The sequence below is a fragment of the Gammaproteobacteria bacterium genome, assembly GCA_016195665.1.
GTDB lineage: Bacteria > Pseudomonadota > Gammaproteobacteria > SURF-13 > SURF-13 > JACPZD01.
In genome coordinates, this window is record JACPZD010000026.1 from 1 (window position 1) to 14,090 (window position 14,090).

Genomic DNA, 14,090 nt, shown 5'->3' on the forward strand with positions numbered 1-14,090 from the left:
GGAAAACAAAATGATTTTGATGTTATCTCTTTGCGTTCTCTGCGGTGAACGCAGTGTGTAGGGTGGGCACGTTGTTTGTGCCCACACGGAATCATATGCAGTTGACATGTGGGCACAAACAACGTGCCCACCCTACCAACTGGAAGGCCGCGGCATCGTGGTCAAGAATCATTGCTACGGCTGCACCGCCGGGCAGGGCAGTAGTTGCGGTGGGGCGTTAAATTAAAAACGATTCACCGCGGAGGACGCGGAGGAAAACAAAATGATTTTGATGTTATCTCTTTGTGTCCTCTGCGGTGAATGCAGTTCTTTTATGAGGAAAAGACTATGAACGTGCAACAGAATGTCATGGAGCGTTATTCCGAAGGCGCCAAGGAACGTCAGGCCGCCTTATGCTGTCCGGTGAGTTACGACCAGGGCTTATTAAAAATTCTGCCGCAGGAAATCATCGAAAAGGATTACGGCTGCGGCGACCCCTCCCGTTATGTGCGTGAGGGTGATGTCGTCCTGGATTTAGGCAGCGGCGCGGGCAAGATCTGTTACATGGCGGCGCAACGGGTGGGCCCGCACGGCCGCGTTATCGGCGTGGACATGACCGACGACATGCTCGCCCTGGCGCGCAAGTATCAGCCCGAGATGACGCAAACGCTGGGCGGCGACCGGGTGCGATTCGTAAAGGGCTATATCGAAGATCTGGCGCTCGATATCGAGGCGATGGAGCGCTATCTGGCGGAGCACCCGGTGAGCAACGCCAACGATCTTGCCGCACTCGAAGGCTGGAAGACCGCGCAGCGCAGCAAGCAGCCACTGATCGCCGACAATTCCGTAGATCTGGTGATCTCCAACTGCGTGCTCAATCTGGTGGATGAAAAGCACAAGCAGCAATTGGTGCAGGAGATCTTCCGTGTACTCAAACCCGGCGGGCGCGTGGCGATTTCCGACATCGTGAGCGACGAGGTTGTCCCCGCGCATCTGCGCGCCGATCCCATGCTGTGGAGCGGCTGCATCTCCGGCGCATTTCAGGAACAGGAGTTTATCCGTACCTTCAAAGATAGCGGTTTCCTCGCAGCCTGTTATGACAAGTGGGACGCCGAACCCTGGCAAGTGATCGAGGGCATCGAATTCCGCTCCGTGACGCTCACGGCGGTGAAAGGCGCAGACACGGAGTGTCTCGATTACGGCCATGCCGTCATCTACCGCGGCCCGTATGCCACCATTACCGATGACGAGGGCCATGTCTATCTACGCGGCGAACGAATGGCGGTCTGCGAGCGTACTTATAAGTTTCTGACTGAAGGTCCGTACAGAGATGATTTCATCGGTATCGCACCGGCCGTGCAGCGCGAACCGGTCAATTGGTGCGCGCCCGCCGGCGCCTTGCGCCCCGCGGCGGAGACCAAAGGGGCGGCACATACGCAAACCGGCGTAAGCTCGGGTTGTTGTTAGCCGCAAAATCTTTAAAAAAACGATTCACCGCGGAGGGCGCGGAGGGAAATATTGTGTTTTGATCTTGCCCCCTGCGGTGCATAAGGTCTTCTTGCGCCGCCATTGAATGGCGGTATCATAAGCAATGGCGCGTCACATCGCATTCCTATTCCCGCTCCTCTGCTGCTTCTTCCAAGTCGCGCACGCAGACATCACGCTGCGTCTCTCAGAAGTTGCCAGTGGCCTGAAAAACCCTCTCTACCTCACCAGCCCATCCGGCGATGCGCGCTTGTTTATTGTCGAGCAAGCGGGGCGCATTCGCATCGTCGAAAACGGCAAGCTGTTATCCACCCCATTTCTCGACATTGCTGGAAAGATAAAGAGCGGCGGTGAACAGGGCCTGCTGAGCGTCGCTTTTCATCCTGATTATGCGAAGAACGGATTTCTTTACGTCAATTACACCGACAAAAACGGCGATACTCATATTGAGCGCTACCATGTAGCTTCCAACCCTAACCGTGCTGATCCCGGTTCGGCTAAGCTGCTGCTCAAGATCGAGCAGCCTTACGCCAATCATAACGGCGGGCTGAATCTGTTTGGTCCCGACGGCATGCTTTACATCGGCATGGGCGACGGCGGCGCCGCGGGCGATCCGCACGGCAATGGGCAAAATCTTAAAACCCTGCTCGGCAAAATGTTGCGGATTGATGTGAATAAAGGCGATCCCTATGCGATTCCTTCTGATAATTCCTTTGTCGGGCGCAAAGATGTGCGTGCCGAGATCTGGGCCTACGGTTTGCGCAATCCCTGGCGCTATGCCTTCGATCGCAAGGAAAATCTCTTATATATCGCCGATGTGGGGCAGAACAAGATTGAAGAAATCAACGTCGTCCCGGCCGCGCAGAAGGGGCTCAACTACGGCTGGAACATCTTGGAAGGGTCATCCTGCTTTTCGCTGTTGTTCAGCCCCTCTTGTAACAAAAGCGGCCTCGTTTTACCTGTGTTGGAATACGATCATAACCAGGGCTGCTCGGTGATCGGCGGCTTCGTCTATCGCGGCCGCGCTATCCCGGAACTCGCCGGTCACTATGTGTATTCTGATTACTGTGCAGGTTTTCTCAAGAGTTTCATATACGCCGGCGGTAAGGCGACCGAACAGCGCGACTGGAACGCGGGAGAGATCGGCAACGTATTGTCGTTTGGCGAGGACGCGGAAGGAGAGTTGTATGTCATGTCGGACAAGGGCAGCGTTTACCGCCTGGTTAAAGGCGATTCACAGTAGTTACTTACCGGTGAAGATAATATCGCCATAATAAGCCGTCGCCGTCTCGCCTGTGTTGTCGGTATCGGTCATGATGGCGACGCCGGAGATCATGGGTGGTTCTTCGCCGAAGGCCTTTTTATAATCTTCATAGACGTTGCGGGTTTCCTCCATCCACTGGCCGGCGTTTGCCGCTCCGCTTTCCACAACGACCATTTTTACAAAATCGGTGTAGGCGTTGTCGACGATAGTATCCTTGGGCGTTTTTGATTCCCAGATGTAGTTGATCGCGCCGATGGGCAGTTCGGAGCCGAACAACAGTTTACCTGCGTTGTATTTGAGTTTTTTACCGAAGCCAACCTTGTCGGCTTCGTAAGCAAAGGTGATGTAGATGCGCGCGGCGTAGTCGTCGCCTTCTTTGCGGGTTACATCGCTTTTTTGGATGACGTTATCCACTTTCCAGCGCCAGTGCAGGATGGGAGTCTTGCTGAGATCAATGGCGACCTTGCGGGTGAGGCCCGACGCGGCAGCCTCGCTCACCGCCTTGACGACAAGGGTGTCGTTGTCTTTGACCAGTTCATAATCGGTGTGTTTGGATATCTTGGGAAAGATGAGCGGTTCCCAACCGGCAGGCGGTGTTTTACCTTCTCCGGCGGCGGAGAATTTCCCCGCCTCGATAATTTCCTGAGCGTTGGCTGAGGAAATCGAAAGCAAAAGAAGCGTTGAAAACAGTCGATACTTTAGCGTAGTAGACCGCACTTTATCAGCCCTCGGCGAGCAATGATTGAATCTTCTGCTCAGTCAGCGCGTATTCACCTTCGCCGATGTGCACGTAACGGATGACGCCTTGTTTGTCTATCAGATACATGGCCGGCCAGTAGCGATTGTTGTAGTTTCGCCAAGTGGCGAAATCATTGTCTATCGCCACCGGGTAGGTGATGCCGTGTTCTCGCACATAGCGTTTGACGTTCTCGATGTCGCGCTCGCTGTCGAATTCGGGACTGTGCACGCCGATGACCACCAAACCTTGCGGGGCGAATTTTTTATTCCATTGTTTGACGTAGGGCTCCACATTGCGGCAGTTATAGCAGCCATAGGTCCAGAATTCCACCATGACGACTTTGCCCTTCAGGTCTGTCAGATGCAGCGGCTTGGTATTGAGCCAGGTCTCGTTCAAGAGTTCCGGGGCCGGGTGGCCAAGGTTATCAGCGAGTGTAACCGCATAGGCAGTCAGCATTATCAGACCTGTTAATAAGCTTAAAATTATCCTCATCATAAGGCTCCTTTAGGCACGCTCTGTGCTAGTAGCAGTGCTGTTATCTATTGAAGATAGCTTTATACTCTAGCTATTAAAAATCACATAGTTATCACAAAAGGATCATAATTCAGGGTGTTTGCTAGCGATGCAACGACAGATACGAATATCGGCCGATCTGGAGGCGTTAAGCACCGCCGCCGCAAAGCGCTGGGTGGCGCTTGCGTCAGAGGCCATCGCCGCTCGCGGCGAGTTCCACGTGGCGCTCTCGGGCGGCGCTACGCCAAGGCGTTTGTACGAGCGATTGGCGGCGGCGCCGTTTGCGCGCGAGATTGATTGGTTGTGTGTGCACATTTATTTCACCGACGAGCGCTGCGTCCCGCCCGATCACCAGGACAGCAATTTCTGGATGGCGAGCGAGGCGCTGCTGCGCCACGTCCTCATCCCCCCCGAACAAATCCACCGCATCGGGGTCACCCTGGCCACTATCCGCCAGGATGCCGCGGCCTACGCCGAGTTGTTGCGCAAGCACCTGCCTAAGTCGGTCGCTCCCGGCGTGCCGCAATTTGATTTGGTGCTGTTAGGGCTGGGGCCGGATGGGCACATCGCCTCGCTGTTCCCTGCGGCTGGGATCGCGGTTACCGAGCGGGAAGACCGTTATGCGGTGGCGGTCTATGCGGACAGGCTCAAGGCTTGGCGTATCAGCCTTTCACTGCCCGTCATCGCCCATGCCGAGCATATCCTGATGCTGGCGGCAGGCAAAGAAAAGACCGGGATTGTGCGACGGGCGCTGGGCGCGCCCGAGTCACCCCCCTTACCCGTACAACGTTTGCAACCCGTTCATGAAATGGAGTGGTATCTGGATGAGGCCGCCGCTGCACAACTGCACGATCGGGTGAACGGATGAAGGTGTTGGCGGGCGATATCGGCGGCACCAAGACCTTGCTGCAGATTGCCGACTATCAACAGGGGGATAAAAAGGGACAAGTCATCTTTGAGCAGCTCTATGAGAGCGCGCGCTACTCCGACTTTACGGCTATGTTGAAGGAGTTTATTCAGGCGGCGGGTTGGGCGGCTGGCCGTCATATCAATGCCGCCTGTTTTGGTGTGGCGGGGCCGGTGGAGCAAAATCCGAGCGGGCAGTCGGTCAAGGTGACCAATCTGCCGTGGCAGGTGGACACCAAGACTCTCGGCGTTGAACTCGGCTTCGATAAGATCCTGCTCATCAATGATTTTCAGGCCGTCGGTTACGGCATCGAGGCCTTGGCTCGTGAAGATCTGGTGGATCTCCAGGATCGCCCGCCGGTGCCGCAGGCCCCGCGTCTGGTGGTTGGCGCGGGCACAGGGCTCGGCATCGCCTTGCTGGTCTCGCGGCCGGGGGGCTATGATGTGTTGCCGTCCGAAGGCGGGCACGCCGGATTCGCTCCCTCCGATACCTTGCAAGTCGCGCTGCTGGAGTACCTGATTAAACGCTTTGGCCGCGCCGGTTACGAGAAGATCCTGTGCGGGCCGGGACTGGTGAACATCTATGAATTCCTGCGCAGCCGCAGCCGCTTGGCCAATGACGCATTGCCGCAGCGCCTGGTGCAGAATAACGATCTGCCCACCGCCATCACCACGCTGGCGTTGAGCGGGATGGACAAAACTGCGCAGGTGGCGGTGGATCTTTTTATCGCCATCTACGGCGGCTATGCGGGCAATCTTGCCTTGGTTACGCTGCCGTACGGGGGCGTATACATCGCTGGCGGCATTGCGCCCAAACTGATTGAGAGAATCAACGCGGGCGGATTCATCCGGGCCTTTATCAACAAAGGTGCGATGTCGCACTTGCTGGAAAAGATGCCGGTGCGGGTGGTGATGAATCCCAAGGTGGGGCTGATGGGTGCGGCGCTGGCGGCGGCCCGGTTATGAGCTTTATGAGGCCTTGCATAGCATGATGGTTAGCGAGAAAATGAAGGGCATGAATAAATCTCCTTATAGTATCAAGGTTGATGTCCAGACGGCCTACATCGGCGAGCAGTCCATCCCGGATCTGCACCGCTACGTATTCGCCTACACCGTCACCATCAAAAATACCGGCTCTCTTCCGGCCAAGTTGCTGACGCGGCATTGGATCATCACCGACGCCAACGGCAAGGTGCAGGAAGTGCGCGGTGAAGGCGTGGTCGGCGAGCAGCCTTACCTGCGGCCCGGCGAGGGCTTCCAATACAGCAGCGGCACGATGCTGGAGACGCCGGTGGGGAGTATGCGGGGTAGTTATCAAATGCTGGCCGACAACGGCGTCGAGTTCGACGCCGAGATACCCGCCTTTACGCTGTCACTGCCGAATACGCTGCACTGATCGCCCCCGCTACGATTCGAGCGTAGTAAAAACGATTCACCGCAGAGGACGCGGAGGAGAAACAAACCCATTTGATGTTATTCCTTTTGCATCCTTGATGGTTTGTGTATTTTCCTTTGTGTTTCTCTGCGCCCTCTGCGGTGAATGTAGTTCTATAGAGTGCTTGCCACGTTACTTAAAACCGCATACTCCTCGAGGCTCAGGGTTTCGGCGCGGCGGCTCTGATCTATGCCCGCGGCGCGCATCTGCTCTTCTGTGACCCTGCCGCGCAAAGTGTTGCGCAAGGTCTTGCGGCGCTGTGAGAACGCTTGTTTCACCAGCGCGGCGAACCGAGCTTCATCCTCGATTGTCACCGGTGGAGTCGTATAAGGCGTCAATCGCACCACGGCCGATTCGATCTTTGGCGCGGGCGTAAACGCGCCCGGGCCGACATTAAACAATTTCTCCATCGCGCAACGGTATTGCAGCATCACGCTCAAACGTCCGTAGTCGGAACCGCCGGGCGCGGAGATCATCCTCTCCACGACCTCCTTTTGCAACATGAAGTACATATCCCGGATGCAGCCGGCCTGATCGAGCAGATGAAATAGCAGCGGCGTGGAGATGTTGTAAGGCAGATTGCCGGTGATGCGCAGTTTTCGGCCGTCGCCCGCGAGGTGCGCGAAGTCGAAGCGAAGCGCATCTGCGTTGTGGATGCGCAGGATGCCGTGTCCTGCGCAATATTCAGTGAGCTTGGGGATGAGATCTCGGTCCAACTCGATGACATCTAATTCACCCGTCGCTTGCAGCAACGGCAAAGTGAGGGCGCCCAATCCCGGCCCGATCTCCACGATGTGTTCGCCGCGCAAGGGTTGAATGGCCGCAACGATGCGCCGGATCACGCCGGGGTCGTGCAGAAAGTTTTGTCCGAAGCGCTTGCGCGGCCGGTGTTTGCCGCCCGGCTCAGCCACGGCTGCGTCTCACCAGATCGAGTGCGGCGTGTAGCGCCGCCTTGAGGCTGCCGGCATCGGCCCGTCCCGTCCCCGCCAAATCCAGCGCCGTGCCGTGGTCTACCGAAGTACGGAGGATGGGCAGACCCAAGGTGATGTTGACCGCGTTGCCAAAGCCCTTGTATTTCAACACGGGCAGGCCTTGGTCGTGATACATGGCCAGCACGGCGTCGGCCGCCTCCAGATTTTTCGGAGTGAACAGGGTATCGGCGGGAAGCGGTCCCGTGAGGTGCAGCCCCTCGGCGCGCAGCGCCGCCAGCACGGGCTCGATAACCTCGCTCTCCTCGCTCCCCAAGTGCCCGCCCTCACCCGCATGCGGATTAAGTCCGCACACCAGGATGTGCGGCCGGGCAATGCCAAAGCGCGTCACCAGATCATGATGCAGCACACGTAGCACTGCTTCGAGGCGCGCGTGGGTGATTGCTTGGCTCACCTTGCGCAAGGGTAAGTGGGTAGTCACCAGCGCGACGCGCAAACCCGGCGTCATCAGCATCATCACCGGCTGTGGTGTGTGCGTCTGCTCGGCGAGAAATTCGGTGTGGCCGGAAAAGGCGATGCCGGCATCGTTGATAATACCCTTGTGCACCGGGCCGGTTATCAGGGCATCGAAGGTCTTGTCCATGCATCCTGCAACGGAGGCGCGCAAGGTACCAAGCACGTAAGGCGCGTTGCCCCGATCAAGTCTCCCTGCAACTACAGCACACGCCAGCTTTACGGGAAAAACCTTCAGCACACCCGGCGCGGTTGCGGCAGGCGCCGTATGAGGATCGAAATGCTCGATGCGCAGGGGCAATCCTAAAATGCGCGCACGCTGTTCAAGCAAAACAGGATCAGCCACCACGACGATTTCAGCAGGCCACACCTCTTGAGCGATCTGCACGCACAGATCCGGCCCGATACCGGCGGGTTCACCTGGAGTATGGGCGAGGCGGGGGATCATTTATTAAAGTTGGTAGGGTGGGCACGTTGTTTGTGCCCACATGTCAACTGCATATGATTCCGTGTGGGCACAAACAACGTGCCCACCCTACACACTTACTCCTCAGTCTTATATTCCACATACGCCTCATCCCGCAAACTGCGCAGCCAGGCTTGCGTTTCCTCTTCGGTCTTGCGTTGCATAATCAGTTCACGGGCGCTGGAGCGCCGGAATTCCTCGGTGTTGTCGTGATCCCTGCGATCTATGAGCTGGACGATGTGCCAGCCGAACTGGGTCTGGAAGGGGGCGCTGATCTGGCCGGGTTGCAGTGAATTCATCACCTCCTCGAAGCGCGGCGCCAGGTCGCCGGGATTGACCCAGCCGAGACTGCCGCCGTTCACGGAGCTGGCGGCGTCGTCGGAGTGAGAGCGCGCCAGCGAGGCGAAATCCTCGCCGCCCTCGATACGCAGCTTGAGTTGCGCGAGGCGGGTCTCTGCCTCCTTGTCGGAAACCAGTTCGTTGGTGCGCACCAAAATATGGCGAACCTGAGATTGCTTGACGATGCGCCCGCCTTGCGCGCCGCCGCGCTTGTCCAGCAGCGTGACGATGTGGAAACCGCTGGCGCTGCGGATGAGATCGGAAACATCGCCTGGTTTCATGGCGGGGACAACCTCCGCGAACAGGGTGGGCAATTGTCCCGTCTTGAGCCAGCCCAGATCGCCGCCCTGCAAGGCTTGCTGGTCGTTGGAGACGGCGCTGGCGGTTTGCTTGAAGTCCGCGCCGGCGCGTAATTTGGCCAACACTTCTTCGGCCTTTTTGTTCGCCGTCTGCACCTGCTCCGGAGTAGGCGCTTCAGGAAGCGCGATGAGGATTTGCGCGATGTGATATTCACTGTCGCCGCCGCCTGTGTCGCCTTGCAGCTTCTGGGTGGCGAGCAGGTTCTCCACCTCTTGCTCCGTCACGGTGATGCGATTGGCGATCTGGCGCTGGCGCAGGCGCGAGAGAACGATCTCGGTGCGGATGTTTTCCCGGAAGGCGGCGAAGTCGAAGCCGTCGTGTTCGAGTACGCCGCGAAACTCTTTGAGCGACATGTTATTTTGCTTGGCGATGGTCTCGATGGCGCGATTGAGCGTGTCATCGTCTACCTTGATGCCCGAGGCATCGGCGAGTTGCAGTTGCAGGCGCTTGAGGATGAGCCGCTCCAGGAGTTGTTGGTTCAAAACGTCATTCGGCGGGATCTCGATATTCTGCTGGCGCATTTGCTGGGTCACGGTGTGTTTTTCCGCTTCCAGATCGGTCTTGGTAATCACATTGTCGTTGACCACGGCGAGGATGCGGTCCACCTCCGTGGCGGAGGCTGCGGCGTGAGCGGCGTTGATCGGGAAGAATGAGAGGCAGATCAACCAGGACAACAAAACGATGGATGAGTAGCGTACGGCAACTTTCATAATAATCTTTCCAAATGTTAGAGAAGCTCTGAAAAATATATCGCCAACCGCCAAGGCGCCAAGGTCACCAAGGAAAAAGGCTTGAATTATAAGGGAAAATCTTGGCGTCTTGGCGGTTCAGCACGAGTAAATCAGAGATGCCTTCAGTAAAATTCTCTATCTAAATGTACCAGGGTCCAGCAGACCCGCAAGCCCGCGCTTACCCCGGTGGCCGAAGCTGGTCAAGCCCTTCAACTCCAGTTGCAGAAACAGGGCGTTGTTGGTGTCGCCGCCGACGTTGCTGACGAAGCGGCGGCCCGCAACGCGCAGCGCCCAGCAGCAGGTGTCGTATTCCATGCCGATCAGGGCCTCGAGCGTGCGCCCGTCCCGCAGCGAATAGTTCCAGCGGCCGACCATGTTGATTCGACGATCCGCTTGCTGCGACAGCGGCCACAGCGCGGCCAGGTCGGTCTGTTCCAGTTCATTACGACGCAGCCGATAGTCTAGCTTGAGTATGCGCTGGTTGTCAGGTTTATATTCAAATCCGAGGGTGCTCTTGTCTATGTCCTGGCTCTGTGGGTTCCACAGCAGGCCCGCGCTTGCCTTCCAATCGGGGATAAGTCCGCTGCTGTTCAATTCGGCTACGATGTCGGAGACATTCAGGGTCTCCGCGCTGTTGCCCGGAAGCACCACCCGGCGATCGCTAAAATAGACGATCTGTCCGATCCTGGCGTTGAACCGTTCCCTGCCGCTCTCTTTGTCCAGCAATCGGGAGGTGAGGGCGAGCGTGATTTGATTCGCATCACCGACCCGGTCCGCGCCGCTGAAGCGGTTACCCTGGAACAGGTTGGCGTAACTGAAATCCAGCAGATTGGTGTCGAACACCGGCAGCGACGATTGATCGCGGTACGGTACATACAAATAGTACAGCCGGGGCTCCAGGGTGTGCAGCAGAGCGGCATTGCTCCAGCTCAGGTCGCGTTCCAGATAAACGCCGCTGTCCAGGTTTAATACCGGCAAGGTCCGCGAGGGAGAGCTGCCGCCGGTGCCCGTCGTCTGTTGATCCAGCGCGTACTGGGTATAGCGCAGGTTCAGGCTGGGCGTAACAAAGCCGTAGGCATTCACCAGTGGCAGGCTCATACCGGGTTGCAGGTCAATCCGGTCGCCGACCACGCTGTCGCGCCGGTAGAAGTGCACATACTCGCCGTTGAACAGGGCGTTGCTGCCGTAGGCCTGTTGCGGCAGATTAAGCTTGACGAGCAACTGAGGCAGCCGCTGGTAGGGCCGGGCGCTGCCGGGCAGCGATTCGTCCACTGTTTGATAACTCTGCACGCGCCCGGTGAGCGACCAGAGATCGCCGCGGTACGTGGCATCGGCGCGCCGCTCGAGGTGCGTGGTACTGGCGACGCTCAAACTGGTGCCCAGCTCTCCGAAATAGTTTCTATCCGAGACGTAGCCGAACTCCAGTTCGCTGCTCCAGCGCGGTGCGAAATTCCAGACATTGCGGGTGGAAAGGAAAGCGCGCGACTTGTCGAGCACGTTATCGTTAGGGACATAACCTATGTTGGTGAGGCCGCCGCCGGCCGGGCTGATGTAACGAAACTCCCCCAGAAGCTGCACACCGCGTTTGCTCATCATGCGTGTGGTGAGGGTCGCATCGCGTTGCGGGGCGATATTCCAGTAGAAGGGAATGTGGATGTCGGTGCCGACCTGATCTGAGGTGCCGAAACTGGGCGTGAGAAAACCGGACTTGCGCTCGTCGGTGAGGGAGAAATTGATATAGGGCAGATAGAGAAACGGGACACCCTTGAATTCCAGCCAGACGTTGCGCGCCTCGCCGATGTTTTGCTCGTGATCCAGTTTGAGGTCGCTCGCATGCAGCAACCAATCGTCATGGCCGGGATTGCAGGTGGTGAAGGTGGCCTGGGTAAGGCGTGTGTGGTTGGGATCTTCCATCACCAGCAGGGACGACTCGCCGCGCGCATGGCGCTGCACCAGGCCGTAACGCGTCGCCTCAACCTGACCGTGACGCGCGCCCAGTTCCAGCCTGGCGCTGCCGCCCTCCACGGTCAAGCCATCCTGCTCGAAACGGATATTGCCGTGCGCCTCTACGGTATCCTGCGGCTGATTGTACGTCGCCGTGTCGGCATTGAGCCTTTGGTTGCCGCGGCGCACTTTGACATCGCCGCTGAACTCGAAGATTTCGTTATCCGTGGCCCGGCTCTCATCGGCGTCGAGATAGGTCGCCTCATCGCCCTTGGCGTTGAAGGGCTGTGGCTCATGTTGATGCGAGGGGCCGCCGGGTTCTCCGCACAGCATCCAGTCGGAGGGAAGAACGGCGCCGCCTTGAGCGGCGGCGAGCGGACAAACGAGGATAAGGCCGACCAGGCTGAGACGATTAGACACGTGAGAAACTCTTTAAGGCATATCAAAATTGATTCCCCGCGATTCATGTCGCGGGCTGCAAAATCAGTGTAGTTCCCTAAAATCGCATAGAATGGCTTGCTGTTCAATCCTTAACTCTAAGCAGATAGGTTGCCCCTTGCCGAGCACTTCTAAAAAAATACATAATTATCCTATCCTTAGGCGCTATTCTTACGGTAATAGCACCAATCTGGATCAAGTCCATCCAAAAGGCGATCCCGCCCGCGCGGGGATGGCGACCCAAATTCCGCAGCCGGATGATCTTTTCGACACTACCTACCCCGATGCCTGAACGCCTGGCGCAACTCACCCGCTGGCTGCGCTCGGATATTGGCCTTGCACAGTTTGAGATCACGCCGGCTTCCAGCGACGCGAGCTTCCGGCGCTATTTTCGTATCCGCTACGACGGGCAGACCCGTATCGTGATGGATGCGCCGCCCGCGCAGGAAGATTGCCGCCCTTACATCGTCATCGCGCGTGCACTTTACAGTCTGGGGCTCCATGTCCCTGAGATCCTGGAGGTGAATCTTGAACAGGGCTTTCTGCTGCTCAGTGATCTCGGCTCGCGCCAGTATCTCACCGAACTTAATAGTACTACCGCAGAAAGACTCTATGGCGATGCGCTCGACGCATTGCTGGTATTGCAGTCGCGGTGCACCAGTCAACTCATCGAACTTCCGCCTTATAACCATGCGCTGTTGATGCGCGAGATGGCGCTATTCCGCGATTGGTTCGTGCGGCAACACTTATCCTTGCAGTTGCAGCCCGCGCAGTCCAACGGGCTTGAGCAAATTTTTGAGATACTGGCGCAATCGGCGCTGCAGCAGCCCAAGGTCTGTGTGCACCGTGATTACCACTCGCGTAATCTCATGGTCACGGATATTAATAATCCCGGCATCCTGGATTTTCAGGATGCGGTGATAGGGCCGATCACCTATGACTTGGTATCGCTGTTGCGTGATTGTTACATCGCCTGGCCGCCCGATCAAGTGTATGCCTGGGCCAAGGCATACCGCCAGCGTCTCCTCAAGGCAGGGATCCTGCCGGAAGATGACGAGACGCAATTTTTGCGGTGGTTCGACTGGATGGGCATACAGCGTCATCTCAAGGCCATCGGCATCTTCGCACGTCTGCACATCCGGGACGGCAAACCCGGTTATCTCCAAGACATCCCCCGCACCCTGGGCTATGTGGTGGCGGTGAGCCGCCGCTATCCAGAATTGCAGGCGCTGTACGATTTGCTGCGCGAGGCGATTGTTCCGCGCCTCTCGGTGTTGCCTGAATGAAGGCCATGATACTTGCCGCCGGCCGCGGCGAGCGCATGCGCCCGCTCACCGACCATACCCCCAAGGCCTTGTTAACGGCGGGAGGGGAGCGGCTTATCGGCTATCACATCGAGAACCTGGCGCGCGCCGGTATTTATGAAATCATCATCAATCATGCGCGTCTTGGCGAACAAATCGAACATGTGTTGGGCGATGGCAGTAACTTCGGAGTGCGGATTTTTTATTCGCCAGAGGGCGAGCAGGCGCTGGAGACCGGCGGTGGTATCTTTAACGCACTGTCTCTGTTGGGCGCCGGGCCCTTCATCGTCGTCAATGCCGACGTCTGGACCGATTACCCCTTTGCTCAATTACCCGCCGACCCGGAAGGCTTCGCGCATCTGGTGTTAGTGGATAATCCGCCGCACCATTCAGATGGTGATTTCGCATTGAGCGCGGGATATGTATACGACCACTTCCCCTCTCCCCCTGGGGAGAGCGAAGCGAGGGGGGCGAAGCCGCAGGGTGAGGCCCGGCTTACCTTCAGCGGCATCGGCGTGTACCGTCCGGAGTTGTTCGCCGAATGCAAGCCGGGAAAATTTCCGCTCGCGCCGTTGTTACGCCAGGCCATGGAAAAACGCCAGGTCACCGGCGAGCACTACCGGGGAACCTGGTTTGACATCGGCACGCCGGAGCGGCTGCAACAGCTCGATCAATTTCTAAGGAAGCTCTGATTTATGCATGTTGAACCGCCAAGACGTCAAGACTTTTCTTTACAAATTCAAGC

At 57.7% G+C, this 14,090-nt stretch carries 13 protein-coding genes and 1 pseudogene; 8 read left to right on the forward strand and 6 right to left on the reverse strand.

The window, feature by feature from the left end:
- Positions 1 to 139: 139 nt before the first annotated feature.
- The 3 genes and pseudogenes from HY028_07255 to HY028_07265 all read left to right on the forward strand — a co-directional run bounded on the left by HY028_07255 (position 140) and on the right by HY028_07265 (position 2,707).
- Positions 140 to 226 (forward strand): annotated as a pseudogene (locus HY028_07255) (DUF3641 domain-containing protein).
- A 101-nt stretch (positions 227 to 327) separates the two neighbouring features.
- Complete coding sequence (locus tag HY028_07260) at positions 328 to 1,446, forward strand: methyltransferase domain-containing protein (GenBank protein ID MBI3344633.1); 1,119 nt, start codon at positions 328 to 330, stop codon at positions 1,444 to 1,446.
- A 124-nt stretch (positions 1,447 to 1,570) separates the two neighbouring features.
- Entirely contained in the window at positions 1,571 to 2,707 is a 1,137-nt protein-coding gene (locus tag HY028_07265) for a PQQ-dependent sugar dehydrogenase (protein MBI3344634.1), read from the forward strand.
- Here the strand turns inward: HY028_07265 and HY028_07270 are convergent, their stop codons facing one another.
- On the reverse strand, positions 2,708 to 3,418 hold the full coding sequence (locus tag HY028_07270) for a DUF3047 domain-containing protein (protein ID MBI3344635.1): 711 nt from the start codon (positions 3,416 to 3,418) through the stop codon (positions 2,708 to 2,710).
- A 31-nt stretch (positions 3,419 to 3,449) separates the two neighbouring features.
- Positions 3,450 to 3,962, reverse strand: coding sequence for a redoxin domain-containing protein (locus HY028_07275; protein ID MBI3344636.1), 513 nt, complete (start codon positions 3,960 to 3,962; stop codon positions 3,450 to 3,452).
- 127 nt (positions 3,963 to 4,089) lie between these two features.
- Between HY028_07275 and pgl the strand changes: the two genes are divergently transcribed.
- The 3 genes from pgl to apaG are packed head-to-tail and all read left to right on the forward strand — an operon-like array spanning position 4,090 to position 6,282.
- Positions 4,090 to 4,848, forward strand: coding sequence for a 6-phosphogluconolactonase (pgl, locus tag HY028_07280; protein MBI3344637.1), 759 nt, complete (start codon positions 4,090 to 4,092; stop codon positions 4,846 to 4,848).
- Positions 4,845 to 5,852 (forward strand): glucokinase, encoded by a 1,008-nt coding sequence (locus tag HY028_07285; GenBank protein MBI3344638.1) that lies wholly within the window; start codon positions 4,845 to 4,847, stop codon positions 5,850 to 5,852. The genes pgl and HY028_07285 overlap by 4 nt, the downstream gene beginning before the upstream one ends.
- Positions 5,853 to 5,901: 49 nt before the next feature.
- Entirely contained in the window at positions 5,902 to 6,282 is a 381-nt protein-coding gene (gene apaG / locus HY028_07290) for a Co2+/Mg2+ efflux protein ApaG (GenBank protein MBI3344639.1), read from the forward strand.
- A 152-nt stretch (positions 6,283 to 6,434) separates the two neighbouring features.
- Here apaG and rsmA read toward each other — a convergent pair whose 3' ends face one another.
- The 4 genes from rsmA to HY028_07310 all read right to left on the reverse strand — a co-directional run bounded on the left by rsmA (position 6,435) and on the right by HY028_07310 (position 12,023).
- A complete protein-coding gene (gene rsmA, locus HY028_07295) occupies positions 6,435 to 7,232 on the reverse strand; it encodes a 16S rRNA (adenine(1518)-N(6)/adenine(1519)-N(6))-dimethyltransferase RsmA (GenBank protein ID MBI3344640.1) in 798 nt (265 codons plus the stop codon).
- Positions 7,225 to 8,211 carry a 4-hydroxythreonine-4-phosphate dehydrogenase PdxA gene (gene pdxA, locus HY028_07300; protein ID MBI3344641.1) on the reverse strand — a complete coding sequence of 329 codons (987 nt, stop codon included), beginning with the start codon at positions 8,209 to 8,211 and terminating at the stop codon, positions 7,225 to 7,227. Before pdxA ends, rsmA begins: the two co-directional genes overlap by 8 nt.
- A gap of 95 nt (positions 8,212 to 8,306) precedes the next feature.
- Positions 8,307 to 9,638, reverse strand: a complete 1,332-nt coding sequence (locus HY028_07305) for a peptidylprolyl isomerase (protein ID MBI3344642.1) — start codon at positions 9,636 to 9,638, stop codon at positions 8,307 to 8,309.
- A 156-nt stretch (positions 9,639 to 9,794) separates the two neighbouring features.
- Complete coding sequence (locus HY028_07310) at positions 9,795 to 12,023, reverse strand: LPS-assembly protein LptD (protein ID MBI3344643.1); 2,229 nt, start codon at positions 12,021 to 12,023, stop codon at positions 9,795 to 9,797.
- Positions 12,024 to 12,325: 302 nt separating this feature from the next.
- Here HY028_07310 and HY028_07315 point away from each other — a divergent pair, with 302 nt between their 5' ends.
- Positions 12,326 to 13,327 (forward strand): phosphotransferase, encoded by a 1,002-nt coding sequence (locus HY028_07315; GenBank protein ID MBI3344644.1) that lies wholly within the window; start codon positions 12,326 to 12,328, stop codon positions 13,325 to 13,327.
- A complete protein-coding gene (locus HY028_07320) occupies positions 13,324 to 14,037 on the forward strand; it encodes a nucleotidyltransferase family protein (protein ID MBI3344645.1) in 714 nt (237 codons plus the stop codon). Before HY028_07315 ends, HY028_07320 begins: the two co-directional genes overlap by 4 nt.
- Positions 14,038 to 14,090: the final 53 nt, after the last annotated feature.